This window comes from Dietzia sp. 2505 (genome assembly GCF_040546785.1).
Classification (GTDB): Bacteria; Actinomycetota; Actinomycetes; order Mycobacteriales; family Mycobacteriaceae; genus Dietzia.
Map to the genome: position 1 here is coordinate 343,122 of NZ_JBEPON010000002.1, position 26,057 is coordinate 369,178.

24 protein-coding genes are annotated in these 26,057 nt (G+C 69.7%); 8 read left to right on the forward strand and 16 right to left on the reverse strand.

Going from position 1 to position 26,057, the window contains the following annotated elements; all coding sequences use genetic code 11:
• Window position 1: 1 nt before the first annotated feature.
• Complete coding sequence (locus tag ABIE38_RS05315) at window positions 2-1,753, reverse strand: proline--tRNA ligase (protein ID WP_354054354.1); 1,752 nt, start codon at window positions 1,751-1,753, stop codon at window positions 2-4.
• A gap of 58 nt (window positions 1,754-1,811) precedes the next feature.
• Between ABIE38_RS05315 and ABIE38_RS05320 the strand changes: the two genes are divergently transcribed.
• Entirely contained in the window at window positions 1,812-2,561 is a 750-nt protein-coding gene (locus ABIE38_RS05320; RefSeq protein ID WP_354054355.1) for a YaaA family protein, read from the forward strand.
• A 50-nt stretch (window positions 2,562-2,611) separates the two neighbouring features.
• On the opposite strand, the gene cobA is transcribed toward ABIE38_RS05320, so the two are convergent.
• Together cobA and mqo are read right to left on the reverse strand one after the other, a co-directional pair.
• Window positions 2,612-3,838, reverse strand: a complete 1,227-nt coding sequence (cobA, locus tag ABIE38_RS05325) for a uroporphyrinogen-III C-methyltransferase (protein ID WP_354054356.1) — start codon at window positions 3,836-3,838, stop codon at window positions 2,612-2,614.
• A 133-nt stretch (window positions 3,839-3,971) separates the two neighbouring features.
• Window positions 3,972-5,468, reverse strand: a complete 1,497-nt coding sequence (mqo, locus tag ABIE38_RS05330) for a malate dehydrogenase (quinone) (RefSeq protein ID WP_354054357.1) — start codon at window positions 5,466-5,468, stop codon at window positions 3,972-3,974.
• A gap of 132 nt (window positions 5,469-5,600) precedes the next feature.
• Between mqo and ABIE38_RS05335 the strand changes: the two genes are divergently transcribed.
• Together ABIE38_RS05335 and mtr are read left to right on the forward strand one after the other, a co-directional pair.
• Window positions 5,601-6,638, forward strand: a complete 1,038-nt coding sequence (locus ABIE38_RS05335; protein WP_354054358.1) for an alpha/beta hydrolase — start codon at window positions 5,601-5,603, stop codon at window positions 6,636-6,638.
• A 5-nt stretch (window positions 6,639-6,643) separates the two neighbouring features.
• Window positions 6,644-8,044, forward strand: a complete 1,401-nt coding sequence (gene mtr, locus ABIE38_RS05340; RefSeq protein ID WP_354054359.1) for a mycothione reductase — start codon at window positions 6,644-6,646, stop codon at window positions 8,042-8,044.
• Between the two features lie 64 nt (window positions 8,045-8,108).
• Here the strand turns inward: mtr and map are convergent, their stop codons facing one another.
• The 5 genes from map to dxr form a co-directional block, all read right to left on the reverse strand.
• Complete coding sequence (gene map / locus ABIE38_RS05345) at window positions 8,109-8,984, reverse strand: type I methionyl aminopeptidase (RefSeq protein WP_354054360.1); 876 nt, start codon at window positions 8,982-8,984, stop codon at window positions 8,109-8,111.
• 98 nt (window positions 8,985-9,082) lie between these two features.
• Window positions 9,083-9,937, reverse strand: a complete 855-nt coding sequence (locus ABIE38_RS05350; protein WP_354054361.1) for a GNAT family N-acetyltransferase — start codon at window positions 9,935-9,937, stop codon at window positions 9,083-9,085.
• 4 nt (window positions 9,938-9,941) lie between these two features.
• Window positions 9,942-11,090 carry a flavodoxin-dependent (E)-4-hydroxy-3-methylbut-2-enyl-diphosphate synthase gene (gene ispG, locus ABIE38_RS05355; protein ID WP_354054783.1) on the reverse strand — a complete coding sequence of 383 codons (1,149 nt, stop codon included), beginning with the start codon at window positions 11,088-11,090 and terminating at the stop codon, window positions 9,942-9,944.
• Window positions 11,091-11,226: 136 nt separating this feature from the next.
• The gene (locus ABIE38_RS05360) at window positions 11,227-12,444 is read right to left on the reverse strand and encodes a M50 family metallopeptidase (protein WP_354054362.1); all 1,218 of its coding nucleotides are present in this window, start codon (window positions 12,442-12,444) and stop codon (window positions 11,227-11,229) included.
• A 6-nt stretch (window positions 12,445-12,450) separates the two neighbouring features.
• The gene (gene dxr / locus ABIE38_RS05365; RefSeq protein WP_354054363.1) at window positions 12,451-13,614 is read right to left on the reverse strand and encodes a 1-deoxy-D-xylulose-5-phosphate reductoisomerase; all 1,164 of its coding nucleotides are present in this window, start codon (window positions 13,612-13,614) and stop codon (window positions 12,451-12,453) included.
• Window positions 13,615-13,778: 164 nt separating this feature from the next.
• Between dxr and ABIE38_RS05370 the strand changes: the two genes are divergently transcribed.
• Complete coding sequence (locus ABIE38_RS05370) at window positions 13,779-14,138, forward strand: DUF2631 domain-containing protein (RefSeq protein WP_354054364.1); 360 nt, start codon at window positions 13,779-13,781, stop codon at window positions 14,136-14,138.
• Between the two features lie 61 nt (window positions 14,139-14,199).
• On the opposite strand, the gene rlmN is transcribed toward ABIE38_RS05370, so the two are convergent.
• Window positions 14,200-15,309, reverse strand: a complete 1,110-nt coding sequence (gene rlmN / locus ABIE38_RS05375; protein ID WP_354054365.1) for a dual-specificity RNA methyltransferase RlmN — start codon at window positions 15,307-15,309, stop codon at window positions 14,200-14,202.
• A gap of 86 nt (window positions 15,310-15,395) precedes the next feature.
• On the opposite strand from rlmN, the gene ABIE38_RS05380 reads away from it, so the two are divergent.
• The gene (locus ABIE38_RS05380; RefSeq protein WP_354054366.1) at window positions 15,396-15,824 is read left to right on the forward strand and encodes a LapA family protein; all 429 of its coding nucleotides are present in this window, start codon (window positions 15,396-15,398) and stop codon (window positions 15,822-15,824) included.
• 48 nt (window positions 15,825-15,872) lie between these two features.
• Here ABIE38_RS05380 and ABIE38_RS05385 read toward each other — a convergent pair whose 3' ends face one another.
• The 5 genes from ABIE38_RS05385 to rpsB form a co-directional block, all read right to left on the reverse strand.
• Window positions 15,873-16,751, reverse strand: coding sequence for a phosphatidate cytidylyltransferase (locus ABIE38_RS05385; protein WP_182644736.1), 879 nt, complete (start codon window positions 16,749-16,751; stop codon window positions 15,873-15,875).
• Window positions 16,752-16,796: 45 nt separating this feature from the next.
• Complete coding sequence (frr, locus tag ABIE38_RS05390) at window positions 16,797-17,354, reverse strand: ribosome recycling factor (protein ID WP_354054367.1); 558 nt, start codon at window positions 17,352-17,354, stop codon at window positions 16,797-16,799.
• A 48-nt stretch (window positions 17,355-17,402) separates the two neighbouring features.
• Window positions 17,403-18,128, reverse strand: a complete 726-nt coding sequence (pyrH, locus tag ABIE38_RS05395) for a UMP kinase (protein ID WP_107747435.1) — start codon at window positions 18,126-18,128, stop codon at window positions 17,403-17,405.
• Between the two features lie 240 nt (window positions 18,129-18,368).
• Window positions 18,369-19,193 (reverse strand): translation elongation factor Ts, encoded by an 825-nt coding sequence (gene tsf / locus ABIE38_RS05400; RefSeq protein WP_354054368.1) that lies wholly within the window; start codon window positions 19,191-19,193, stop codon window positions 18,369-18,371.
• 205 nt (window positions 19,194-19,398) lie between these two features.
• The gene (gene rpsB / locus ABIE38_RS05405; protein WP_354054369.1) at window positions 19,399-20,304 is read right to left on the reverse strand and encodes a 30S ribosomal protein S2; all 906 of its coding nucleotides are present in this window, start codon (window positions 20,302-20,304) and stop codon (window positions 19,399-19,401) included.
• A gap of 399 nt (window positions 20,305-20,703) precedes the next feature.
• Here rpsB and ABIE38_RS05410 point away from each other — a divergent pair, with 399 nt between their 5' ends.
• Window positions 20,704-21,291, forward strand: coding sequence for a M23 family metallopeptidase (locus ABIE38_RS05410; protein WP_354054370.1), 588 nt, complete (start codon window positions 20,704-20,706; stop codon window positions 21,289-21,291).
• A gap of 21 nt (window positions 21,292-21,312) precedes the next feature.
• Here ABIE38_RS05410 and ABIE38_RS05415 read toward each other — a convergent pair whose 3' ends face one another.
• Both ABIE38_RS05415 and ABIE38_RS05420 read right to left on the reverse strand, forming a co-directional pair.
• On the reverse strand, window positions 21,313-22,281 hold the full coding sequence (locus ABIE38_RS05415; RefSeq protein WP_354054371.1) for a tyrosine recombinase XerC: 969 nt from the start codon (window positions 22,279-22,281) through the stop codon (window positions 21,313-21,315).
• A gap of 137 nt (window positions 22,282-22,418) precedes the next feature.
• Window positions 22,419-23,081 (reverse strand): GntR family transcriptional regulator, encoded by a 663-nt coding sequence (locus tag ABIE38_RS05420; RefSeq protein ID WP_354054372.1) that lies wholly within the window; start codon window positions 23,079-23,081, stop codon window positions 22,419-22,421.
• Between the two features lie 142 nt (window positions 23,082-23,223).
• Between ABIE38_RS05420 and ABIE38_RS05425 the strand changes: the two genes are divergently transcribed.
• Together ABIE38_RS05425 and ABIE38_RS05430 are read left to right on the forward strand one after the other, a co-directional pair.
• The gene (locus ABIE38_RS05425; protein ID WP_354054373.1) at window positions 23,224-24,504 is read left to right on the forward strand and encodes a malonyl-CoA decarboxylase domain-containing protein; all 1,281 of its coding nucleotides are present in this window, start codon (window positions 23,224-23,226) and stop codon (window positions 24,502-24,504) included.
• Between the two features lie 16 nt (window positions 24,505-24,520).
• Entirely contained in the window at window positions 24,521-26,047 is a 1,527-nt protein-coding gene (locus tag ABIE38_RS05430) for an AMP-binding protein (RefSeq protein ID WP_354054374.1), read from the forward strand.
• Window positions 26,048-26,057: the final 10 nt, after the last annotated feature.

Here is a 26,057-nt window from a genome sequence, read left to right on the forward strand (position 1 = left end):
ACTAGCGGCCGGCCCCGATGAGCCGGATGATCTCGTCCGCGGCTCCGTCCACCGGCACCTGGGTGATCTCCCCGGTGGCGCGCTCGCGGAGTTCCACCGTCCCCTCCGACCATCCCCGACCCACGACGACGACCCACGGGACGCCGATCAACTCGGCGTCCTTGAACTTCACCCCCGGCGAGGCCTTGCGGTCGTCGAACAGCACCTCGAGGCGGGCCCGGTCGAGAGCCTCGACGAGCGTCGCGGCTCCGCTGGTCGCCGCCTCGTCCTTGTTGGCTATCACCACGTGGACATCGGCAGGAGCCGCGGCCGCCGGCCACACCAGGCCCTTGGCGTCGGCGTACTGCTCGGCCAACACCGCGACGAGCCGGGACACCCCGATTCCGTAGGAGCCCATCGTCACCCGGGCGGGCTTCCCGTTCTCGCCGAGGACGTCGAATCCGAAGGCGTCGGTGTACTTGCGGCCGAGTTGGAAGATGTGGCCGATCTCGATCCCTCGCGCGAGGGTGAGCGTGCCGTGGCCGTCGGGGGCCTCGTCACCCTCCCTGACCTCGGCTGCCTCGATCGTGCCGTCGGGGGTGAAGTCGCGGCCACAGACCAGGTCCACGACGTGTCTGCCCGGCTCGTCCGCCCCGGTGATCCAGGCTGTCCCGTCGACCACCCTCGGGTCCACCAGGTACCGGACCCCGCCCGCGAGCAGGGACCCGGGACCGATGTAGCCCTTGACGAGGAACGGGTTGGCCGTGAAGTCGTCCTCGCCCAGCGCGACCACCTCGGCGGGCTCGAGTGCCGCCTCGACGCGCTTCATGTCGACCTCGCGGTCCCCGGGCAGCCCCACGCCCAGCAGTTCCCAGTCCTTTCCGGGCTCACGGACCTTGAACAACACGTTCTTGAGCGTGTCCGCCGCCGTGACCCGGCGTCCGAGGCCCGCTCCGTTGGCCCAGTCGACCAGCGTCGCGATCGTGGGCGTCCCGGGGGTGTCGTGGACGACGGGATCGGGGAGTCCCTCGAGCGGACGGGCGGGCGGAACCGGGGTCACCACGGCCTCGACGTTGGCCGCGTACTCCCCGTCCGTCGACCGGACGAAGGTGTCCTCCCCCGCCGCGGAGATCGCCAGGAACTCCTCGGACGCCGATCCGCCCATCGCTCCCGAGGTGGCGGCGCAGATCACGTACTCGATGCCCAGGCGGTCGAAGATGCGCTGGTAGGTCTCCCGGTGCACCTGGTATGAGCGTGCGAGACCGGCGTCGTCGAGGTCGAAGGAGTACGAGTCCTTCATGGTGAACTCTCGGCCCCGGAGGATCCCGGCACGGGGCCGCTCCTCGTCCCGGTACTTGGACTGGATCTGGTAGAGGGTGACGGGCAGGTCCTTGTACGAGGAGTACTCGCCCTGCACCGTGAGTGTGAACAGCTCCTCGTGGGTGGGGCCGAGGAGCATGTCGTTGCCCTTGCGGTCCTTGAGACGGAACAACGCCGATCCGTACTCGGTCCACCGGCCCGTCGTCTCGTAGGGCTCGCGGGGCAGGAGCGAGGGCAGGCTGATCTCCTGGGCGCCGGAGGCGTTCATCTCCTCTCGCACCACCTGCTCGATCCGCCGGAGGGTGCGCAGGCCGAGCGGCAGCCACGAGTACACGCCGGGCGCGACGCGCCGGACGTAGCCGGCACGGACCAGCAGTTTGTGGCTCAGGACCTCGGCATCGGCCGGGTCGTCGCGGAGCGTGCGCAGGAAGAGGTGGGACAGACGCGTGATCACGGTGGTCAAGCGTAGCCGCCCGGGGAGCCGCCACCGGAGCGACGGTAGCCTCAGCCGGGTGCGCATCCTCCTCTCGCCCTCCGAGACCAAGTCCGTCGGCGGGTCGGGCGACCCCCTCGATCTGGCCGCGCTGTCTCTGCCCGCGCTCTCCGACACCCGGGAGTCGGTGGCCGGGGCCCTGGTCGCGATGTGTGTCGACGACCCGCCGGGTGCACGTCGCGTGCTGGGCCTGAGCGAGGCGCTCGCCGACGAGGTGACGCACGACGCACACCTGTGGTGCTCCCCCACCGCCCCCGCACTGAGCCGGTACACCGGGGTGCTCTACGACGCGCTGGACCAGTCCTCCTTCACGCGGGCCACCCGGGCGCGCGCCGAATCCCGGCTGTGGATCGGGTCAGCGCTGTTCGGTCTGCTCGCCGCCGCCGACCCCATCCCCCACTACCGACTCTCCGCGGGGACGCGACTGCCCGGCCTGGGAACGCTCCGCGCGGTGTGGAAGCCCTCGCTCACCGACGCCACCTCGGGATGGGCCGACGACCTCGTTGTGGACCTCCGCTCGGGCGGCTACCACCAGTTGGGGCCGGTCCCGGGGGCCGTCACCGTCGACGTGGTCACGGAGTACCCGGACGGCACCCGCAAGGTGGTGTCCCATTTCTCCAAGCACCACAAGGGCCTGCTCGCCAGGACGCTGGCGACCTCACGGGCGGAGATGGCGGACGTGCAGGCGCTCCTGCGGGTGGCCCGCCGGGCTGGGCACACCCTCGAGCACAGCTCACCCTCCACCCTGACGATGGTGACCGAACCCTGAGGGGGACAGCGGGCCCCTGAGGACAGGACCAGGGCCTCTGAAGACTGGACTCAGGCCCGGGTCAACACCTGCGGGAGTCCGGCGACCTCACCGACCACGACTATCGCAGGCGGCCTGACCCCGCGGTCGGCGAGCGTGGTGGCCAGAGTGCCGACCGTGCACCGGTGGGTGACCTGACCGTCGAGGCTGCCGTCCACGATGATCGCGGCGGGGGTGTCCTCCGATCGGCCGCCGGCCATGAGCGAGTCTGCGATGGCCGGGGAGTTCTTGACGCCCATCAGCACGACCAGCGTCCCGCGCATCCGGGCCAGGGCCTCCCAGTCGACGAGGGAGCCCGGGTGTCCCGGCGGGAGGTGACCCGAGACGATGGTGACCTCGTGCGTCATGCCTCGGTTGCTCACGGGGATCCCCGCGAGCGCGGGAACGCTGAGCGCGCTGGACACCCCGGGGACGACGGTGCAGGGGATCCCGGCCTCGGCGCAGGCGTGGGCCTCCTCGTAACCGCGCCCGTAGAGGAACGGGTCGCCGCCCTTGAGCCGGACGACGAACTTGCCCTCCCTCGCCCGGTCCACGAGGACCTGGTTGATGGCGTCCTGGGCCATGGAGCGGCCGTACGGGATCTTGGCGGCATCGACGATCTCGACGTCCGAGCGCAGTTCGCCCAGTGGCCGCTGCGGCGCGAGCCGGTCGGCCACCACGACGTCGGCGCGCGCGAGCAGACGCCTGCCCCTCACGGTCATGAGATCGTCGGCGCCCGGCCCCCCGCCGACCAGCGCGACCGTCCCCCGCAGCCTCTCCTCGACCTCCGGCGCCTCGGCGCCGGCGTCGCTGAGAGCGCGGGCGACCACATCGCGGGCCTCGGCGGTCCGTGCGCGGTCCCCGGTGAGTACCGCCACCACCATCTCGTCGCGGCGGACGACGGCGGGCGTCACCGCGGTGCCCGAGTTGACGGCGTCCGACCGCACGCAGAAGGTGCGGTCCTGCTCGGCCTCGGCGGCGACCCTGGCGTTGACGAGCGAGTCCTTGGTGGCCGCCACCACGTACCAGGCGCCCTCCAGGTCGCCGGACCGGTACTCACGGGCCTCCCACCGGATGCGACCGGAGTCGACCAGTCCCTGCAACGTGGGCGTGATCTCCGGACTCACCAGGTGGACGACGGCCCCCGACTCGAGGAGGACCGGGATCCGCCGCTGGGCCACCGATCCGCCGCCGATCACCACGACCCGGCGGCCTTCGAGGTCCAAGCCGACGGGGTACGGGTTCACGGGCCGGATCATGCCGCAGATCCTATCCGCCGTCGGTGGCCGCGACCGCCTCGGCCCCGAGGCACTGTGATACGCGTCATCCCCCGGCCGCAGCGTCGCGGCGACCGGGGGATGAGGGGGTGATTGGGCGGGGTCCGGCCCGCTGTCAGGCCCGCTGATCGAGCTTGAGGGTGCGGGTCGAGCGCTCGAACTGCTCGGCGAACAGTCCCTGTTCCGCGGCCAGGTCGCGACCGAGGGACGGGATCATCTCCTCGAGCGCGGGCTTCCAGTCCGCGAACCGGCTCGGGAAACAGCGCTGCAGCACGTCGACCATCGCGTCGACCGCCGTGGACGCCCCGGGGGACGCCCCGAGCAGGCCGGCGATCGAGCCGTCTGCGGCGTTGACCACGGCGGTACCGAACTCGAGGGTGCCACCGCGCCCGTTGGGCTTGATCACCTGGACACGTTGGCCGGCGACGACCTTCTCCCACTCGCCGTCCTGCGCGGACGGCACGAAGTCCCGGAGGGTCTCCACTCGCGCGCCGTGATTCTTGGCGAGTTCGGTGATGAGGTACTTGACCAGGCCCATCTCGGTGAGCCCGATGTTGGCCATGGGCAGCAGATTGCCCGGGCGGATGCTCGAGGGCAGGTCCATGAAGCTGCCCATCTTGAGGAACTTGGGGGTCCAGCCGGCGAATGGGCCGAAGAGCAGACCCTTCTTGCCGTCGATGACGCGGGTGTCGAGGTGCGGCACCGACATCGGCGGCGCGCCGACCGACGCCTGGCTGTACACCTTGGCCTGGTGCTGGTCGACGAGGTCGGGGTTGGTGCAGCGCAGCCACTGGCCCCCCACGGGGAACCCGCCGATGCCCTTGATCTCCGGGATGCCCGACTTCTGCAGGAGGTGGAGGGCACCGCCGCCGGCTCCAACGAAGACGAACTTCGCATCGACCGTGCGCTCGTCACCGGTGTGGCGGTTGGCCACGGTGAGCCGCCAGGTGCCGTCGGTGTTGCGCTCCAGGTCCTTGACCTGGTTCTGGTAGTGGACCTCGGTGCCCGTCCGGGTGAGGTACTTGACGAACTGTCGGGTGAGTGCGCCGAAGTTCACGTCGGTGCCGTTCTCGAAGTGACTGAGGGCGAACGGCTGCTCGGCGGACCGGCCACGAGCCATGAGTGGAACGAGCCGCTCGAGCTCTCCGAAGTCCGTGGTGTGGCCCATCCCGGGAAACAGGGGGTGGCCGGCGAGCTTGTCGTACCGCTTCCGCAGGTAGTCCTGGCCGTCCTTGCCCGCCACGAAGCTCATGTGCGGGACCGGGCGGATCCACTCCGTCGGGTCGCCGAGGATCGTGTTCTCCACGGCATAGGACCAGAACTGCCGGGAGACCTGGAACTTCTCGTTGACGCTCACGGCCTTGGTGATGTCCACGTCACCGTCGGCGGTCTTGGGCGAGTAGTTGAGCTCGCAGAGGGCGGAATGGCCGGTACCCGCGTTGTTCCACGCGTCGGAGGACTCCAGCGCGGGGCCCTCGAGGCGCTCGAATATCTCGATCTGCCAGTCGGGCTGGAGGCGACGCAGCAGAGCCCCGAGCGTCGCGCTCATGGTGCCCGCGCCGATGAGCGCCACATCAGTCGTTCCGTGCTTTGCCACCTGGTCTGCAGTCACCGGTTACCCTCGCTATTTGGTCGTGGACCCGAATCGGAATCGACACGGGACCGTCCGGCGACCCCGCGTCCACCGGATCCCAAGACTACTCACCGGCCTGCCCCCGCGGCACACCGGACTAGGGTGGTCGTCGTGCCTCCGCCCTCCCCCGATGCCGTCGCCCCCACCGGATCCGGTGCGCAGTGGACCCCGGACCTGCTGGGCCCGTCCTACCGCCGTCTCGAGCTCCCTCTCGGTACCGATCCGGACGGTGAGGGACCGATCTCCGCCACTCTCGTGCGGCACGAGGACGCACCCGCGCGGCCCGTCGCCGCCCTGCTCGTGGTCCACGGTCTGTCCGACTACTTCTTCCACACCCATCTCGCCGAGTTCCTCGCCGATCGCGGCATCGCCACCTACGGCGTGGACCTGCGCAAGTGTGGACGCTCCAGGCGGGACGGCCTGACGCCGCACTTCACCACCGACCTGAAGAGGTACGACGACGAGCTGGACCAGTCCCTGGACGTGATCGCCGCCGAACACCCCGGCCTGCCCGTCATCGTGGCCGCACACTCCACCGGCGGGCTGGTCGTGCCGCTGTGGCTCGGGCGGCGCCGCGACCGGGGCTCGATGGACCCCGTTGTGGGACTGGTCCTGAACTCCCCCTGGTTCCAGCTCGACGTCCCCGACCGTGCCCGACCCCTGCTGGACCCGGTCATCCGCACCCTGGGTACCGCCAGGCCCTTTTACCGGTTGCCCCTCAAGACCTCGGACCGGTACGTAGTGAGTACCCACATCGATCACGACGGGGACTTCCACTTCGACACCGCACTCAAACCCCCGGGCGGGGTCGGGGTCCGGGCCGGATGGCTGGCGGCCGTCCGCCGGGCGCAGAAAGCTCTACAGTCGGGGGTCCACCTTCCGCTGCCCGTGCTCCTGCTGAGGTCGACGGCGTCCTCCGTGGGCGCGCGTGGCGCGGGCGGGGTGCTCGACGTCGACACCGACCTGATCCTGGATGTCCGCTCGATGGAGCGATTCGCCGACCGGGTCTCGGACCGGGTCACGGACGTCCCCGTCGACGGCGCCCGACACGACGTGTTCCTCTCCCGCGCGGACGTGCTCGAGGTGGTCTTCCGGCACCTCGGCGACTGGCTGGACCAGGTCCTCGCCCCCCACATCAAGGAGTCCTGACGACAATGACCCAGACCCCCTCCCGGCATTTCGACCTCGTCGTGATCGGCACCGGCAGCGGTAACTCGTTGATCGACGAGTCGTTCGCCGACAAGTCCGTGGCGATCTGCGAGAAGGGATCCTTCGGCGGGACGTGTCTCAACGTGGGCTGCATCCCCACCAAGATGTTCGTCTACGCCGCCGACACCGCCGTCTCCGTGGCGCACTCGAGCACGTACGGGATCGACTCGACGCTCGACGGCGTCCGCTGGCCCGACATCGTCTCCCGGGTGTTCGACCGCCGGATCGATCCCATCTCCTCCAGCGGCGAGGACTACCGGCGTACACGCTGCGACAACGTCACCGTGTACGACGGTCACGCGACCTTCGTGGGTCCGCGCACCATCGACACGGGGACCGGGGAGACCATTACGGCCGACTCCGTGGTGATCGCCGCAGGGGCCCGCCCGTCGATCCCCCAGATCGTCACCGACGCCGGTGTGGCCTACTACACCAGCGACGACGTCATGCGGATCCCCGAGCTCCCCAGGTCGATGGTGATCCAGGGCTCCGGCTTCATCGCCTGTGAGTTCGCCCATGTGTTCTCGGCCCTCGGCGTCGAGGTGACCGTGATCGGCCGCTCGGACGTGCTCCTCAAGCACGTGGACCGGGAACTGGCCGAGCGGTTCACCGACCAGGCCCGGCGGAGATGGGACGTCCGCCTCGGACAGCAGATCACCACGATGACCGCGACCGGCGCGGACCGGCGCGGCGTCGACATCACCTTCGAGGACGGGTCGACCTGCTCCGGCGACGCACTGCTGGTGGCGACCGGCCGGATCCCCAACGGCGACCTGCTCGGTCTCGACGCGGCCGGGGTGGAGATGGACATCGAGCGCGTCCGAGTCGACGAGTACGGCCGCACGACCGCGGACGGCGTGTGGGCACTCGGCGACGTGAGTTCCCCCTACCAGCTCAAGCACGTCGCCAACCACGAGCAGCGGGTGGTCGGGCACAACCTGCGGCGCCCTGACGACCTCCACCCCGTCAACCACCGACACGTTCCCTGGGCGGTGTTCACCTGGCCGCAGATCGCGTCGGTCGGACTGACCGAGGCAGAGGCCCGGGAGGCCGGATTCGACATCACGGTCAAGGTTCAGGACTACGGCGACGTGGCGTACGGCTGGGCCATGGAGGATTCGGTCGGGTGCTGCAAACTCATCGCCGACCGGGCGACCGGACTACTCCTCGGCGCCCACATCATGGGGGCCCACGCGCCGTCCCTCATCCAGATCCTTATCCAGGCCATGGAGTTCGAGATCACCGTCCCCGAGCTCGCGCGTCGCCAGTACTGGATCCACCCTGCGATGGCCGAGGTGGTCGAGAACGCCCTCCTCGGACTGGATTTCCCGGACCGCGGTTTCTGACCCACCACCCCCCGCGGGGCTCGGCGACAAGCTCCGACCCCGCGAGCAGGGTGGGGGGGCGGACTCAGCCCCCGCTCGGCAGCGTCAACACCTCGTAGCCCTCGTCGGTGACCAGCACGGTGTGCTCAAACTGTGCGGTCCACGCCTTGTCCGCCGTGGTGACGGTCCAGTCGTCATCCCAGACGTCGAACCCGGGACCGCCCAGCGAGATCATCGGCTCGACGGTCAGCGTCATCCCGGGCTCGAGGACCTCGGTCCGTGAGGGCTCGTCGTAGTGGAGCACCACCAGGCCGTTGTGGAAGGTGGGCCCCACCCCGTGCCCGGTGAACTCCCGGACGACTGTGTAGTCGAACCTGCGCGCGTAGGACTCGATGACACGCCCGATCACGTTGATCTCCCGGCCGGGGCGGATGGCCTTGATCCCGCGGTTCATGGCCTCTCGCGTCCGTTCGACCAGGAGCCTGTTCTCCTCGGCGACGTCGCCCGCCAGGAACGTGGAGTTGGTGTCGCCGTGGACGCCCCCGATGTACGCGGTGACGTCGATGTTGACGATGTCCCCGTCGAGGATGACCGTGGTGTCGGGGATGCCGTGGCAGATCACCTCGTTGAGCGACACGCAGCTGGACTTGGGGAACGCCTTGTACCCCAGCGTCGACGGGTAGGCGCCGTGGTCGCACAGGTACTCGTGGGCGATCCTGTCGATCTCGTCGGTCGTGACCCCGGGTGCGACGGCGCGCCCCGCCTCGACGAGGGCGTCCGCCGCTATGGTGCACGCCCTGCGCATCGCCTCGATCACCTCGGGCGTCTGCACCCACGGCTCCCCGTTGGCCTCGTCGACCTCCTCCCGCCAGACGTACTCCGGCCGCGGGATCGACTCGGGAACCGTCCGGATCGGGGTGGGATCGCCGGGGACGAGGGGCTGACGGGTTGAGGTGGTCATGGCCTCAAGGATAGGTGCGTTCAGGGGCTCGCCGCCGACCCGGCCCCGACCCGGCCCCGGCCGCGGGTCCCCGGGCGCCGCCACCGTGGCCCGGCAGGTCACATCAGGACGGTCGCGTAGTCGACCACGTCGACCATCCCGACCCGCCGATACGCCGAGCGGGCGGCGGTGTTGGACTCGTTGACCACCAGGGACGGTGTCAGTCGACCGGCCTGGAGTGCTGCGCACACGGCGGCGATGCCGCCGGCCCCGAGCCCCGCGCCCCTCCTGCCCGGCCGGACCCACACCCCCTGGATCTGCGCGGACCACGGAGACACGGCGGCGACGTCGGCCTTGAAGAACACCTCGCCGTCGTCGACCCCGATCCAGGTCCTCCCCCTCGCCAGGGAGCGCGCGACCCGGCGGCGGAACGGTATCCCCGACCCCACGGCGAACGGATCGGAGCCCAGCTCCTCGCGGTACATCGCCGCCGCGGCGGCGAGCACCTGCTCGAACTCGAGGAGGGTCGCGGCCCGGATATCGTCGAGCACGAGCGAGCGGTCCACCGGTCGACGCAGAGCCATGAGGTGCTGCGCTCCGCGGTGTTCCCTGGAAGACCCCCAGCAGGAGCCGAGGGCGCCCCACAGCGCGGAGACCTGATCCCTCCGCCCGTGGACGGACATGGGGCCGAACCCCAGCCCCGCCACGGCGTGACCGAGCTCGTGGTGATCGTGCGCGTCACCACGGAGCGGCAGCACCGAACTCCCCACGAACACCAGCGACCTCTCGGGGCCCCCCAGCGTGAGGAACCGCCCCTCCGGCCCGGGGACCGCGCCGGACGCGGCGAACTTCTCCGCCGCGGGACACGAGACCAGGGGGTCGGATTCGAGGACGCCGAGCAGCGCTCGGGCCTCCCCGGGGCCCACCCCGCGGCACCCGCCGGTCGCTGCCTCCGGCGCAGCCGTATCGGTCATCGGCCTATCGCGTGACCTTGACCTGGGGGCCCTGCCCCGGTGCGGCCTCACCGACGGGTTCGCCCATCTCCTCCGCGATCCGCATGGCCTCCTCGATCAGGGTCTCGACGATCATCGCCTCCGGCACGGTCTTGATGACCTCGCCCTTGACGAAGATCTGCCCCTTGCCGTTGCCCGAGGCCACGCCGAGGTCGGCCTCACGCGCCTCGCCGGGGCCATTGACCACGCACCCCATGACCGCCACACGCAGGGGGACGCTCATCCCCTCGAGGCCGGCGGTGACCTCGTCGGCGAGCTTGTAAACGTCGACCTGGGCACGACCACACGACGGGCAGGAGACGATCTCGAGCTTGCGCGGACGCAGGTTGAGCGACTGCAGGATCTGCGTGCCGACCTTGATCTCCTCCACCGGCGGCGCGGAGAGCGAGACCCGGATGGTGTCGCCGATCCCCTCCGACAGCAGGGCGCCGAACGCGACCGCGGACTTGATGGTGCCCTGGAACGCGGGCCCGGCCTCGGTGACCCCGAGGTGAAGGGGGTAGTCGCTCTTCGACGCGAGCTGACGGTAGGCCTCCACCATGATCACGGGGTCGTTGTGCTTGACCGAGATCTTGATGTCGCCGAAGCCGTGTTCCTCGAACAGCGAGGCCTCCCACAGCGCGGATTCCACCAGCGCCTCCGGGGTGGCCTTGCCGTACTTGGCGAGCAGACGCGGATCGAGGGACCCGGCGTTGACACCGATCCGGATGGGGATCCCCGCCGCACCGGCCGCCTTGGCGACCTCGGCGACCCGTCCGTCGAACTCCTTGATGTTGCCGGGGTTGACGCGCACCGCCGCGCACCCGGCGTCGATCGCGGCGAAGATGTACTTCGGCTGGAAGTGGATGTCCGCGATGACGGGGATCGGCGACTTGCGGGCGATGGTCGACAGCGCGTCGGCGTCCTCCTGGCGGGGGCACGCCACGCGGACGATGTCGCAGCCCGACGCCGTGAGTTCGGCGATCTGTTGGAGCGTGGCGTTGACGTCGTGGGTCTTGGTGGTGGTCATGGACTGGACCGACACCGGATGATCGCTGCCCACACCGACCTGGCCCACGAACAGCTGCCGCGTCTTCCGGCGCGGTGCGAGGACCGGCGGCGGACCGTCTGGCATACCCAGTCCGACGGGGATGGAGGAGGAGTCGTTCACAACAGGGCCTTCCGTAGGGGTCGCCAGCCGGGTGCTCGCGGATCCCGTCCGCCATTATCCGCGTTCCGGGGCGCGGGGGCGAGATCGGGAGTCCGCACGCTCATCCCGTCAGCAGTATGGGGTTGACGAAGTCCGCGGTGATGACGATCGCGGACACGCCCATCAGCAGGACGAACACCCCGATGGTGACCGGCGCGAGCTTCTCGTAGTCGGCCGGCCCACCCGGAGCCAGGCCACGGAGCCGTCGCAACGCGTCGCGGATCTTCTCGTAGAACACCACCGCGATGTGGCCGCCGTCGAACGGGGTGAGCGGGACCAGGTTGAACGCGCCGAGGAACAGGTTCAGCCCGGCGAGGAAGAGCAGGAACAGCCACCAGGCACCCGCCTCGGCGGCCTGGCCACCGATATGGCTCGCGCCCACCACGGAGACCGGAGAGTCATCGGCCCGTTCGGCGCCGAAGATCGACGCCGCCACCGCCGGGATCTTGGACGGGAACGAGATGAGCCCCTGGATCGTGGCCTCGATCATCTCCCCGGTGAACACGAAGGTCGCCGGGACCGCACCGAGCGCGTCGTAGGTGTTGACCGTCTGATAGGCGGGATCGTCGAGGATCTCCGGGGGGATGCCGTCCTCGGACAGTTGCACCCCCAGCGCGCCCCTCTCCTGACCCCCGACGGAGGACGAGGTCAGGCTCGCCGTCGTCGTCACGGTCTCCCCTGCCCGGTCGAGCGTGACGGGGACGGTCTGGCCGGGACGCGCGGAGACCACCTCGGACAGATCGGCCCAGCTGCCGACCGGCTGGCCGTCGACGGAGGTGATCCGGTCGCCGGCCAGGATGCCGGCCTCACCAGCCGGGCCCACACCGACTCCACACCGGTCCGCCCCCGCGCAGGTGTCGCCCACCACCGCCGCGACGCGGTCGGTCGGGATCGGTTGGACATCGCGGTTGACCAGCCCCCAGCCCAGCGCGACCGTGTAGAAGAGTGCTATCGCCAGGACGATGTTCATGGCCGGGCCGGCCAACAGCACCGCCACGCGCTTCCACCACGCCTGACGCCACATGGCCCTGGGTTCGTCCTCCGGGGCCAGCTCGTCGTACGCGGTCATCCCCGCGATATCGCAGAACCCACCCAGTGGGACCGCCTTGAGTCCGTACTCGATCCCGCCGCGGCGCACGGACCACAGTGTCGGACCGAAGCCGACGAAGAACCGACGGACCTTCATGCCCGACCACTGCGCCACCCGCATGTGCCCGTACTCGTGGAGCACGATCGACACCATGATCCCGAGTGCGAAGAGCACGATCCCGAGCACCATCACGACTCAGCCCTCCCGGCCCGAGACGAGCGCGGCGGCATGGCGCCGTGCCCACGACTCCGCCGCCGTCACGTCGTCGAGGTCGCGCGGATCGGACGACCACTCGTCCGCCGCGGCGACCGTCTCGGCCACCACGTCGACGATCTCGGTGAAGCCGATCCTCCCGTCGAGGAAGGCCGGTGCGGCCTCCTCGTTCGCGGCGTTGAACACCGCCGTGCGCAGCCCTCCGGCCGATCCCGCCGCACGGGCCACGGAGATCGCCGGGAACGTCTGCTCGTCCACGGGTTCGAACGTCCAGGTGTGGGACCGGGAGAAGTCCAGAGGGGTCGTGGCCCCGGGGATCCGGTCCGGCCAGCCCAGGGCCAGTGCGATGGGCAGCTTCATCGACGGAGGAGAGGCCTTGGCGATGGTGGCACCGTCGACGAAGGTCACGGCTGAATGGACCACCGACTGGGGGTGGACGGTCACCTCGATCCTGTCGTAGGGCACCCCGAACAACAGATGAGCCTCGATGAGCTCGAGCGCCTTGTTGACCAGGGTGGCCGAGTTGAGTGTGATCATCCGACCCATCGCCCACGTGGGATGCCGCAACGCCTGCTCCGCGGTGACGTCCGCCAGCTGCGCGCGCGTCCGGCCCCGGAACGGACCTCCGGACGCGGTAAGGACGAGGCCGGCGACCTCGTCCGCGGTGCCCGATCGCAGGCACTGCGCCATGGCCGAGTGCTCGGAGTCCACGGGCACCAGCTGCCCCGGGGCGGCGGCGCCGGTCACCAGCGCACCACCGGCGACGAGGGACTCCTTGTTGGCCAACGCCAGCCGGGCGCCGGTCGCCAGCGCGGCCAGGGTGGGACCGAGACCGATCGAGCCGTCGATGCCGTTGAGGACGACGTCCGCCTCCACCGCCCCGACCAACTCGGCCGCACCACCCGGCCCGTCGAAGACGGTCGCCTCGGGGAACTCCGATCGGATCCGCGCGGCGCCGGCGGGATCCGAGACGGCGACGTAGCCGGCTCCCGTCGCGGCGATCTGCTCACCGAGCAGGTCCATCCGACCGCCGCCCGCGGCCAGGCCCACGACCTCGAACCGGCCGGGGCCGGCCTCGGAGGTCACCTCCAGTGCCTGGGTACCGATCGAGCCGGTGCTTCCGAGGATGAGAACGCGCGTGGTCACACCGTCATTGTCCACGTCCGGAGGCCCGGGTGCCGCATCGCGTGACGCGTCGGGGGCCTGACACCGGCGGGTTACCCGTCGGCCCCGGCCGGGCGTGTGCCAGACTGAGCGGGATGTCGGCGGCCCGCAGGGCTGCCAGCGAGCCGTGAGGAGAACCGGGGAGCATGAGCGCGGACGGGCACCACACCAGCAAGGAAATCGTCGTGGGGGGCATCAGCACCCTCGACGAGCCCTCGGTCCAGTGGGGCTGGCACCAGCACAGCAGGAAGGTCGGCCTCGTCGTGGGCGGCTTCTTCGTGTTGTTCCTCCTCGCCATGCTGTTCGGCAACCACGTGGGCAGGGTCGAGGACATCTGGGTGGTCGCCATCGCCGTGTTCCTCGCCGTGTGGATGTTCCTGTCGCTGCGACCGAAGAAGGACGACAGCCTCAAGAAGGCCAGGGTCTACGAGGTCCCCGCCGATCACTACTCGGTGTTCGGCGCTGCGGCGACCGGCGCGGTCGCGACGGCTCCCGCCAAGCGCTGAGAGCCCCTGCACGACGAAGGCCGCCGCCCCCGGATTCCGCGGGCGGCGGCCTCGTCGCAGCTCAGCCTTCGGCGGCGAGCTGTCCGCAGGCGGCCGCGATCTCCTGCCCACGGGTGTCCCGGACCGTGCAGGAGACGCCGGACTGCTGGACCGCGGCGACGAACGCGTCCTGCTGGGGCTTCGGGCTGGCGTCCCATTCGCTGCCGGGAGTCGGGTTGAGAGGGATCAGGTTGACGTGGGCCATGGGCCCGAGGCGCTGCACGAGCAGCCGACCGAGCATCTCCCCGCGCCACGTCTGGTCGTTCACATCGCGGATCAGCGCGTACTCGATCGACACCCGCCGGCCCGTGGCATCGGCGTAGTGCCGGGCCGCGTCCATCACCTCGGAGACCGGCCACCGGTTGTTGACCGGCACGAGGGTGTCACGCAGTTCGTCGTCAGGGGTGTGCAGCGAGACCGCCAGGGTCACCTGGAGTCCCTCCTCCGCGAGGCGATGGATCGCGGGGACGACTCCGACCGTCGAGACCGTGACCGACCGCTGGGACAACCCGAAGCCGGACGGCGGCGGCGAGACGATCCCCCGGACGGCCGTGAGGACCCGCTTGTAGTTGGCGAGCGGCTCACCCATCCCCATGAACACCACGTTGGACAGTCGGCCCGGGCCACCGGGGACCTCACCGTCCCGCATCGCCCGGGCGGCCTCCCGCACCTGTTCGAGAATCTCGGCGGCCGAGAGGTTGCGGTCGAGCCCGGCCTGGCCGGTGGCGCAGAACGGACAGGCCATGCCGCATCCGGCCTGACTGGAGATACACAGCGTCGCCCGGTCCGGGTAGCGCATGAGCACGCTCTCCACCAGTGAGCCGTCGTGCAGCTTCCACAGGGTCTTGCGCGTGGTGCCCCCGTCGGCGGAGATGTGCCGGACCGAGGAGGCCAGGCGCGGGAACAGCTCGGAACCGATCTGGTCACGCAGACCGACCGGGAGGTCCGTCATCTCCGCGGGGTCGGCCTCGAGCCGTCCGAAGTACTGGTTGGCGAGCTGCTTCCCCCGGAACGCGGGGACCCCGAGTTCGCTCATCGCCACAGCCCGGCCCTCTGCGTTGAGGTCGGCGAAGTGACGAGGCGGAAGGCCCCGGCGGGGGGCGTCGAAGACGAGGGGTAGTGGCTCAACCATGATGGCTGCCATTGTGTCAGAAACCGGACCGCACGACACACCGCCAGCGGATGCCGTCGGCGCCGGTGAGGGAATAGAGTCCTCCCATGGCCACGCGTTCGCACGAACCAGTTGATCCCGACCACACCGACCACACCGCCGGAACGGCGGAGCTCGCGCCAGTCGAGGACACCCACGCCTCGGCTCCCGCAACGGTCCCCGCCGAGGACTCACGCGGCGGACGCGCACCCCACGACGACGTCATGGACACCCACGGCGGCAAGCTGGGGTCGGCCTGGGTGGGACTGGTCCTCGGCGCCCTGGTGACGATCCTGTTGTTGATCTTCATCGCGCAGAACACCACGTCAACGGACGTGCGTTATCTGGGGCTGGAGTTCAGCCTCCCCCTGGGGGTCCTGATCCTGTTCGCCGCCATCGCCGGCGCACTGATCATGGCTCTGTTCGCCGGGGTCCGGATCCTGCAGCTGCGGATGCGCGCCCGGAAGGCGCGCAAGGTGTCGGCCCGCCACCACTGAGAGGTATCGTCCCCACGGCCGACCGCCGCGGTGCGCGCGGCCGCGCGGTCAGGTCGGGACGACGTAGGTGAAGATGATCCACACCACGACGGCGGTGGGCAGCACCGAGTCCAGGCGGTCCATGAAGCCACCGTGGCCGGGCAACATCGTGCCCATGTCCTTGATGCCGAGATCCCGCTTGACCTGTGACTCGATGAGGTCGCCCAGGGTCGCCGTGAAGACGGTGAGGACGCCGAGCAGAACGCCTTTGAGGAAGTTGTCGTCGAACAGCAGCACCACCACGAGCGCCCCGCCGATGATGGCGAACACCATCGATCCCGCGAAGCCCTCCCACGACTTCTTGGGACTCACCGCGGGCGCCATCGGATGTCTGCCGAACAACACGCCGGTGACGTATCCCCCGACGTCCGAACACACCACCAACAGGATCAGGGCGACGACACGCTGCGCCCCGTGGTCACCGTCCGCGAGCATGGCGCCGAGAGCGCCCGGGACCGCGATCCACACGAGGACGAACAGGGCGACCGAGACGTCACGGAGATAGTTCTGTGGAGCTGTGGTCAGCCCCGCCATCAGGAGGCGCCAGACCAGGACAAGGACGGTGGTGGCGGCGAACGCGGCGAAGGCGCCCTTGGCCTCGGCGAAGAACCCGGCCCAGACCATCGCCTGTCCACCGAGGAGCAGGGGCACCAGTGGCAGACGGAACTGCGCCTGCCGCAGCCGCTTGAACACCTCCCAGGTCCCGATGGCCACGGCGCCGGCGGCGACCAGGTACCAGGCCCTGGGGTTGAACGCGATACTCGCGATCACCAGCGCCCCGAGTCCGACGCCCACCGGGATGGCGCGGGTCAGGTCCCTGCCGGCCCGCGACGGCGGAGCCGCGGCCGCGGCTGTGGGCCCTGGTGGGCCGGGCGGGGCGGTGTCCACGTCATTCTCCTCGAGTCTCGGGGTCGGTCGGTAGGGGCTGGGAGATCAGACCTCCATCAACTCGCCTTCCTTGGTCTTGACGAGCTCGTCCACGTCGGCCACGAACCGATGGGTGAGCTTGTCGAGTTCCTTCTCGGCGGCGTTGACCTCGTCCTCGCCCGCCTCGCCGTCCTTGACGATGCGCTTGAGCTCGTCCATCGCTTTGCGCCGGACACCACGGAGCGCGATACGCCCGTCCTCGGCCTTCGACTTGGCCTGCTTGACCAGATCGCGCCGGCGCTCCTCGGTGAGCTGCGGAACCGTCACGCGCAGAACCTGGCCGTCGTTGGTCGGGTTGACGCCGAGATCGGAGTTCCGGATCGCGTTCTCGATCGGACCGATCTGGGACATCTCGTACGGCTTGATGATGAGCATCCGGGGCTCGGGCACCGCGATACTCGCCATCTGGGTGATGGGGGTCAGGGTCCCGTAGTACTCGCAGAGGACCCGGTTGAACATGCCGGGGTTGGCGCGACCGGTACGGATTGCGGCGAGCTCGTCACGGACGTGCTCGACGGCCTTCTCCATCTTCTCCTCGGCCTCGAGCAGGGTGTCGTCGATCATGTGTTGCCTTCCGTTCTCTACGTGAGTGAGGGTCGCGGATCCTGCGCCTCAGGCCGGGCTGCTGACCAGGGTCCCGATCTCCTCACCGGCGACGGCGCGCGCGATGTTGCCCTCGGTGAGGAGGTTGAAGACCAGGATGGGCATCTTGTTGTCCATGCAGAGGCTGAACGCGGTCGTGTCGGCGACCTTCAGTCCCCGTTCCAGGCACTCGCGGTGCTCTATCCGGGCGAACAGTTCGGCGTCGGGGTTGGTCCGCGGGTCGTCGGAGTAGATCCCGTCGACGGCTTTGGCCATCAACAGCACCTCGGCCTTGATCTCGAGGGCGCGTTGGGCGGCGGTCGTGTCGGTGGAGAAGTAGGGCATTCCCATGCCCGCACCGAAGATCACCACTCGCCCCTTCTCCAGATGCCTCTCGGCACGAAGCGGGATGTACGGTTCCGCGACCTGTCCCATGTGGATGGCGGTCTGCACGCGGGTGGACACGCCCTCCTGCTCGAGGAAGTCCTGCAGCGCCAGGCAGTTCATGACGGTGCCAAGCATCCCCATGTAGTCGCTTCGGGCACGGTCGAGGCCACGCTGCTGCAATTGGGCGCCGCGGAAGAAGTTCCCGCCGCCGATGACGATCGCGATCTGCGCGCCCGTGCGGGACACCTCGGCGATCTGCCTGGCGACCGACTGGACCACATCGGGGTCGATCCCCACGCCGCCCCCGCCGAACATCTCTCCACCCAGCTTGAGCATCACACGCTTGTAGCCGTCCCGCGGGTCGGTCATCGCTCTCCTCGTCCCGGACGGATCACGCCCGTCTCGTGCGTCAACGCCCCCCGACGTCGTCGTCGAGAGGCCGTACGGCCCTTGGTGGGACCTCGTCTATTCTGCCCTATCGCCACCGCCGCCACACCGCAGCCCGCGCGCCTGCATTCGGGATCGGTCGGACATGCGCCGACGGCGGCACCCGGGAGTCCGGGTGCCGCCGTCGGAGGAGTACCCGCGACCGCGGATACCAGGGGCGGATCAGGCCTGGCCGACCTCGAAACGGAGGAAGGCCGTCACCGTGGCGCCGGCCTCGGTGAGGAGCGCGCCGACGGTCTTCTTGCTGTCGGTGACGGACGGCTGGTCCAGCAGGACGACGTCCTTGTAGAAGCCGTTGAGACGACCCTCGACGATCTTGACGAGCGCCTGCTCGGGCTTGCCCTCCTCGCGGGCGGTGGCCTCCGCGATCTCGCGCTCCTTGGCCACGATGTCGGCGGGCACCTCGTCGCGCGAGACGTACTGCGCCTTGAGCGCGGCGATCTGCATGGCCGCCGAGCGCGCGGCGGCCTCGGCGGACTCGCCCTCGCCCTGGTACGCCACCATCACGCCGACCGCCGGCGGGAGGTCGGAGGAACGCTTGTGGAGGTAGACGGCGACGGGGCCGTCGAGCTTGCCCACGCGACGCAGGACCAGCTTCTCGCCCGACTTGGCGGAGAACGACACCACCGCGTCGGCGACCGTCGACCCGTCGAGCTCGGCGGCGTTGAGCGCGTCGAGGTCGGAGATGCCCTGGGAGGCGGCCACGTTGACGATCTTGTCGGCCAGCGCGATGAACTCGGCGCTCTTCGCCACGAAGTCGGTCTCGGAGTTGAGTTCGATCATGACGCCGTCCTTGACGGCGACCAGGCCCTCGGCGGTGGTGCGCTCCGCACGCTTGCCCACATCCTTGGCGCCCTTGATGCGCAGGACCTCGACGGCCTTGTCGAAGTCGCCGTCGGTCTCCTCGAGTGCCTTCTTGCAGTCCATCATCCCGGAGCCGGTGAGCTCACGCAGACGCTTGACGTCGGCAGCGGTGTAGTTCGCCATGGTGGGGCGACCCTCCTAAAAAGAGTTCGTGATGTGTCGGAAGTTGTTGACGTCGGCCGGCGGGCGCGATCGACTCCACCCTAGACGCCTCGGCGCCGGGGGACCCTCGCCCACCTTCACCGACACGTCGGGCCCGGCCCCCGGGAGATCCCGCGTGGGGATCGTGGGCGGCCGGGCCCGACGTGCTCGAGCTGGTGGTGTGAGATCAGGCCTCGGTGGACTCGGCCGCGGGGGCCTCCGTCGCAGCGGCCTCGGCCGCAGGGGCCTCGGCCACGGGGGACTCGGTGCCCGTGATCTCCGAGACGGGGGCCTCGGCTGGCTTCTCGCCCTCGGGTGCCGCGGTCTCACCGGTCACCTGGTCGAGCTGCTCGGCCTCCCACTCGGCGAGGGGCTCGGACTCCTCGCCGGTGGCCTTGCCCGCCTGCGAACGGGCCTTGAGGCCCTCGGCGACGGCAGAGGCGATGACCCGGGTCAGGACGCTGACCGAGCGGATCGCGTCGTCGTTGGCCGGGATCGGGTAGTCCACGAGGTCGGGATCACAGTTCGTGTCGAGCAGCGCCACGACCGGGATGTTGAGCTTTCGTGCCTCGCCGACGGCGATGTGCTCCTTGTTGGTGTCGACGATCCACACGACGGACGGCACCTTGGTCATGTCCCGCATGCCGCCGAGCGTGCGCGCCAGCTTGGTCATCTCACGCGTGAGCATGAGAATCTCCTTCTTGGTGCGCCCTTCGAACCCACCCGACTGCTCCATCGCCTCGAGCTCCTTGAGGCGGATGAGGCGCTGGTGCACGGTCTGGAAGTTGGTGAGCATGCCACCCAGCCACCGCTGGTTGACATAGGGCATCCCGACCTTGGCGGCCTCTTCGGCGATGGCTTCCTGGGCCTGCTTCTTGGTGCCGACGAACAGGACCGTGCCGCCGTGGGCGACGGTCTCCTTGACGAACTCGTACGCCTGGTCGATGTACGTGAGCGTCTGCTGCAGGTCGATGATGTAGATGCCGTTGCGGTCGGTGAAGATGAACCGCCGCATCTTCGGGTTCCAGCGACGGGTCTGGTGACCGAAGTGTGCGCCCGCGTCGAGCAGCTGCTTCATGGAGATAACTGCCATGGAAGTGTTGAGGGGCTCGTCCGGCTTGGAAGCAGCCGGACCGCGAGGCCCTCGTCCTCGCTTTCTGGTGTGTATCGGGTTATGCCCGAGAAACCGGGTGGTCTCAGGCCCTGGTGTCCGCGCCGGACCGAACCCCCGACGAGCAGGGGCACCTACGGGTCCGGTGTCCGGTGAAGCCAGGGCTTTTCGGCCCCGGGTCCGGATGCTCCTCCCGTGGAAGGCGCAGGACACGCGAAGTCAATCGACATCAGTCGACCGCATCGGCAATCATAACCCGCCCGCGCCCGCACTCCAACACGCGATCGGTAGCCGTCCTGCCCCTGTGGAACGTCGTGGACCCCTTCCACAGCGGGGTCCGTCGATCGGGTTTCCCACCGCGCCTCCGGGTGTACTCGATCCATGAGCCCCCCGACACCGAGCACCGGGTCGCCGTGCCGACGACCGACGGTGATGGTCGCGGTGGCGGCCGCAGCCGTGCTCGCGACCCTCGTCACCGTCCCACCTGCCGCCGCCGTCCCGGATCCCCCGCGCCGGGACCTGAGGGGGCCGCTCCCCGGTCCGGTCTCGGTGGTGACGCCCTTCGACCCTCCCGCCGAGCGCTGGCTGCCCGGCCATCGTGGGGTGGACCTGGCGGCGCCACCCCTGACGACGATTCGCGCACCCGCAGGCGGCACGGTGCTGTTCGCGGGGCCTGTCGGCGGTCGGCCGGTACTCTCGATCGACCACGGCGCGGGTCTCCGCACGACCTACGAACCGGTGCGGGCCACCGTGCGCGCCGGGGACAGCGTCACCACCGGGGATGCGGTGGGACATCTTCTCACCGGCCACGCGGGGTGTCCCGTCGACTCGTGCCTGCACTGGGGCGCGCGCCTGGCCTCGGGTGGGCCGTCGGGAGACGACGACTACATCGATCCGCTGAGCCTGTTGTCGGCCGATGCCAGGCCGATCCGCCTCAAGCCGACCCTTCCCGGGGACGGGCTCGGCTGACCCCTCCCCGCACTGAACCGGTCAGGCTCTCGGATGGGCGCCCCGGTAGGCCGCACGGAGCCGCTCCGCTGAGACGTGCGTATAGATCTGGGTGGTCGCCGGCGTCGAGTGACCCAGGAGTTCCTGGACGTGGCGGAGATCGGCTCCACCTTCGAGCAGGTGTGTGGCGCTGCTGTGACGCAGTGCGTGGGGGGAGACCCGCGGCGATCCGGGAGTGGCGGACGTGACCTCGTTGACCACCCGTCGCGCCGCCCGGGGGTCGAGACGGCCTCCCCGCGCCCCCAGGAGCAGGGCCGGACCCGAGACGGAGGTGGCCAGTGCGGGCCTGCCTCCGTCGAGCCAGGCGCGCAGTGCGCGCTCGGCGGGCGGACCGTAGGGAACCGCACGCTCCCTGTCGCCCTTGCCGGTCACCCGCAGGAGTCGACGCCCGGTGTCGACGTCGTCCACGTCCACACCGCAGAGCTCGGCCACGCGGATGCCGCACGAGTAGAGCAACTCCACGACCAGGCGGTCACGCAGCGCGATCGGGTCGCCCTCAGCCGCCCCGAGCTCAGCGGTCCGGATCGTCTCGGCGGCCTGTGTCCGATCGAGGACCTGCGGCAGGTGACGTCGCGCCCGGGGCGCCTCCAACCGGGCCGCCACGTCCGTGGGGAGTACACCTCGACGACAGGCCCACGTGCTGAACGATCGGGCGGCGGCCACGCGCCGGGCGATGGTCGACCGGGCCGCGCCGGCTCTGACCTGGGCGGCCAGCCAACCCCTGAGCGCGGGCAGGGTGAGCGCCGCCGCGAGATCGGTCACCGTGTCCGGCCCGTCGCCGTTCGCTCCCAGATGCGCGACCAACGCCCGGATATCGGAGCGGTACGACCGAGCGGTGGCCTCCGAGCGCGACCGGCCGGTTATCAGGTCCTGGACGTAGTCGTCGATGACATTCTCAAGCGGAGCCGACAGGGTCCGGCCGCGCACCACCGACTCACCCTTGCCTCCCATGGTATCAATTGTCACTTGTGTCACCACCAGGCGCAAGGTGCGCCCATGCCATGCGTCGGCTGGTGGTGCCGCCATGGGTCCCGGCCTTCGTTTGTCGACCGGAACCCTCCGATTGCACCAGGCCGGTTCAGGCCGGTTCAGTTCGAGGCGATCGTGCGCTGGATGCGAACGAGCTCGCTGAACTCGTGAACCTGCACCAGGACGTGGTCGCGGGCGGCGTTCTCGGCCGTGTCTTGATCGCCGGCCACGATCGCGTCGGCGATAGCCCGGTGTTCGGCGAGTGAGCGCCGCATCCGGTCCGGCACCCGCAACTGAAGTCGCCGGTAGGGCTGCAGCACCTTCTTCAGGCCGAACGATTGCCGGGTGAGGTACTCGTTGCCGCAGGACTCGTAGATCACTCCGTGGAAGCGCGCGTTCGCGTAGTAGTAGCCGTCCGCGTCCGCAGCGGCGGCCCGGTCCTCGCATTCGGTCAGGGCGATCTCCATGGCGTGCACTGACTCCGGCTGGATCCGGCGTGCGGCGAGGCGGGCCGCCATACCCTCCAGTTCCGCCATCACCTCGAACCGCTCCGCCAGATCGGTGACGCCGAAATGCGTGACGAAGGTGCCCTGCTTCGGCCTGATCTGCACCAGCCCGGAGCGCTCGAGCGCCTGCAACGCCTCTCTGATCGGGGTGCGGGAGCAACCGAACTCCTCCGCCAACCGCACAGGATCAAGACGGTCGCCCGGGCGGTACCGACCGTCGATCACCGCGTTCTCCAGTGTGTCCCGCACGCGCTGGGACTCGGTCACTCGGGCCATCGGCCACCTCCTTTCGCCCCAGAATATCCCGGCTGATCCTTGTGATCGCGCTCACAGTCTGATACCACTTGTGATGTATATAACAGAGCGCATGAAATACAAATAGCGCCCTACCAGACCAGACGCCACTGAGGAGAACGCCATGCCCGCACTCGCGCGACTCAGGGAGGCCTGTAGAGAGCTCATGAGCGACATCGGTGAGGCGTCGATGCGGAACGTCGGCGACGGCCTGCTGCGGGCGTACCGGGACCTCCCGGCGGATCGTCGCGTCGAGTTCTTCTCCCACCTGGTCGAGGACTACGGCGTCGACCCGCACCGTGTGGACTCGGCGTACGCGGCATGGAGCGCGACCGGGCCGGACAAGGCGCGCGCCGCGGCCGCCGAGATCGAGCTCGTCGATGCGGTCGAGCCGCTCCGGCAGCGGCTCTTCCGCCGCATCAACCACGCTCCCGGGGCAACCCATGCGCTCACCGAGCTGCGGAACGACCTGCGGGCCCTCCTGCCCGACCATCCACAACTGCGGGCGCTCGACCACGACCTGCACCACCTGCTCGGCTCGTGGTTCAACCGCGGATTCCTCCGCATGGAGGAGGTCACGTGGGACTCCCCCGGAGAACTGCTCGATCACCTGATCCGCTACGAACAGGTGCACCCCATGGCCGGGCTCGACGAGCTCCGTCGCCGACTCCAGCCGGCCGATCGGCGTATCTACGCGTTCTTCCATCCGGCCACCGGCATCCGGCCGCTGATCTTCGTCGAGGTCGCCCTCACCAGAGGCGTCCCGGCCGACATCACGCCGATTCTGCGCCCCGGCCCCGCGCTCGCGGAGGCGGAGGCCGACACCGCGGTGCTCTACTCGATCAACAACTGCCTCGACGGGCTGGCCGGTGTCTCCCTCGGCAACCTGCTCATCAAACAGGTCATCGACGACGTGGGAGCCGCCCTTCCCCACCTGACCACCTTCGTCACCCTGTCGCCGATTCCCGGATTCCGGCGCTGGCTCGACGCCCAGGACGACCCCCACCTCCGCGAGCTCCGGCACCGCCTCACAGGCCTCGACCTGCCGCCGGGATGGGACCGGACCGGCTCGGCGGAGGTGGAGGCGCTGCGACCGCTCGTGTTGGCGGCAGCAGCGAAATACATCTCCCTGGCCAAGGACGACCGCGGCAGGCCCCTCGACCGGGTGGCCCGGTTCCACCTCAGCAACGGCGCCGAGGCCTGGCGACTCAACTGGCCGGCGGACACCTCTGCCAACGGAGTCAGCCAGTCCTACGGCGCGATGATCAACTACCGCTACGAACCGGCCGACCTCGAACGCCGGCATGAAGGATTCGTGCGGCACGGCACCGTCGCCCTGAGCGACGCGGTCTCCGACCTCCTCATTCCCCCGCGGAAGCTGCTCCCCGGCGGCCCCGCCCGATGAAAGGAAACCCCCACCCGTGAGCACGTTCGAATCGGTTCTGGACTCGTTCCTCGGCCACGCCCGGCGGCGGCCCGACGCCGTCCTCTTCGACCTCCCCGACGGCACCACCATCAGCTACGGCGCTACCGCCGAGAGCGTGCACCACATCGCTGCTCGGTTACGAGCGGACGGCGTCCAGCCCGGCGATCGGGTCGCGATGCAAGTGGACAAATCGCCCGAGGCGATCGCCCTGTACCTGGCGACCCTGCAGTTGGGCGGGGTGTTTCTGCCGCTCAACACCGCGTATACGGGCGGCGAGGTCGATTACTTTCTCGGCGACGCGACGCCGCGCGTGCTCGTCTGCACCCCCGCACGCGAGGCGGAGTTCCGCGGCCGCACGCCGGCCTCCACGGTGGTCGAGACGCTCGGCACCGAGGGCGACGGCAGTCTGCTCCTGTCCCGCGACACCGACCGCGATGTCCATCCGGCGACCCCCGGCGCCCCGGCCTCGATCCTGTACACCTCGGGTACCACCGGACGGTCCAAGGGTGCGGTACTCACCCACGGCAACCTGGCGTCGAACTGCGACGCTCTCCGCGAGTACTGGCGGTACACAGCCGAGGACCGGTTGATCCACGCACTCCCGATCTTCCACATCCACGGCCTGTTCGTCGCCACGAATCTGACCCTCACCACCGGTGCGCGCATGCACTACCTCCCCAAGTTCGATGCGGATGCCATCGTCGACCTGATCCCGCGGTCGACGGTGCTGATGGGGGTGCCCACGTTCTACACGCGGCTCGCCGCCGACGCCCGGGTGACCCCCGGACTCTGCGCGGAGATGCGGCTCTTCGTCTCCGGATCCGCACCTCTGCTCGCCGCCGACCACGTGGCGTTCGAGAAGCGCTCCGGCCACCGGATCCTGGAGCGCTACGGGATGACCGAAACGGGCATGATCACCTCCAACCCATACGAGGGCGAGCGACGGCCCGGCAGCGTGGGCCTGCCACTGCCCGGGATCGAGGTCCGGGTCACCGACAGGGAGACCGGGGCGCCGCTCACCGGAGGCGAGGTCGGTGGGATCGAGGTGCGCGGGCCCAACGTGTTCTCCGGGTACTGGAACATGCCCGAGAAGACGGCGGCGGAGTTCTGCGACGACGGTTACTTCCGTACGGGCGACGTCGGCCGGTTCGACGACGACGGCTATCTCAGCATCGTCGGCCGCGACAAGGACATGGTGATCTCGGGCGGGTTCAACGTGTATCCGGTCGAGATCGAGGAACTCCTCGACGCTCATCCCTCCGTCGCCGAGTCCGCGGTGATCGGGGTGCCCCACCCCGATCTGGGCGAAACCGTCGTCGCCGTGGTGGTCGCCGCGCCGGGGCACACGCCCGTCGAGCCCGACCTGATCGGTGCGGTGGCGGATCGGCTGGCGCGATTCAAGCAGCCGAAGGCGGTCCGCGTGGTCGACGCGCTGCCCCGGAACGTGATGGGCAAGGTCCAGAAGGCCGAACTGCGCAAGCGGTACGCCGAACTGTTCACCGACACCGACACCTGCGCCTGACGGCCGGGCT

Excerpts from the sequence above, each read along its gene's own strand:
- cobA (WP_354054356.1), bottom strand. The coding sequence starts at position 3,838 with ATGATCCGGCCCGTGAACCCGTACCCCGTCGGCTTGGACCTCGAAGGC.
- mtr (WP_354054359.1), top strand. The coding sequence starts at position 6,644 with ATGACCCAGACCCCCTCCCGGCATTTCGACCTCGTCGTGATCGGCACC.
- map (WP_354054360.1), bottom strand. The coding sequence starts at position 8,984 with ATGACCACCTCAACCCGTCAGCCCCTCGTCCCCGGCGATCCCACCCCG.
- ABIE38_RS05350 (WP_354054361.1), bottom strand. The coding sequence starts at position 9,937 with ATGACCGATACGGCTGCGCCGGAGGCAGCGACCGGCGGGTGCCGCGGG.
- ispG (WP_354054783.1), bottom strand. The coding sequence starts at position 11,090 with ATGCCAGACGGTCCGCCGCCGGTCCTCGCACCGCGCCGGAAGACGCGG.
- ABIE38_RS05360 (WP_354054362.1), bottom strand. The coding sequence starts at position 12,444 with ATGGTGCTCGGGATCGTGCTCTTCGCACTCGGGATCATGGTGTCGATC.
- ABIE38_RS05370 (WP_354054364.1), top strand. The coding sequence starts at position 13,779 with ATGAGCGCGGACGGGCACCACACCAGCAAGGAAATCGTCGTGGGGGGC.
- rlmN (WP_354054365.1), bottom strand. The coding sequence starts at position 15,309 with ATGGTTGAGCCACTACCCCTCGTCTTCGACGCCCCCCGCCGGGGCCTT.
- ABIE38_RS05380 (WP_354054366.1), top strand. The coding sequence starts at position 15,396 with ATGGCCACGCGTTCGCACGAACCAGTTGATCCCGACCACACCGACCAC.
- frr (WP_354054367.1), bottom strand. The coding sequence starts at position 17,354 with ATGATCGACGACACCCTGCTCGAGGCCGAGGAGAAGATGGAGAAGGCC.
- pyrH (WP_107747435.1), bottom strand. The coding sequence starts at position 18,128 with ATGACCGACCCGCGGGACGGCTACAAGCGTGTGATGCTCAAGCTGGGT.
- tsf (WP_354054368.1), bottom strand. The coding sequence starts at position 19,193 with ATGGCGAACTACACCGCTGCCGACGTCAAGCGTCTGCGTGAGCTCACC.
- rpsB (WP_354054369.1), bottom strand. The coding sequence starts at position 20,304 with ATGGCAGTTATCTCCATGAAGCAGCTGCTCGACGCGGGCGCACACTTC.
- ABIE38_RS05410 (WP_354054370.1), top strand. The coding sequence starts at position 20,704 with ATGAGCCCCCCGACACCGAGCACCGGGTCGCCGTGCCGACGACCGACG.
- ABIE38_RS05415 (WP_354054371.1), bottom strand. The coding sequence starts at position 22,281 with ATGGGAGGCAAGGGTGAGTCGGTGGTGCGCGGCCGGACCCTGTCGGCT.
- ABIE38_RS05420 (WP_354054372.1), bottom strand. The coding sequence starts at position 23,081 with ATGGCCCGAGTGACCGAGTCCCAGCGCGTGCGGGACACACTGGAGAAC.
- ABIE38_RS05425 (WP_354054373.1), top strand. The coding sequence starts at position 23,224 with ATGCCCGCACTCGCGCGACTCAGGGAGGCCTGTAGAGAGCTCATGAGC.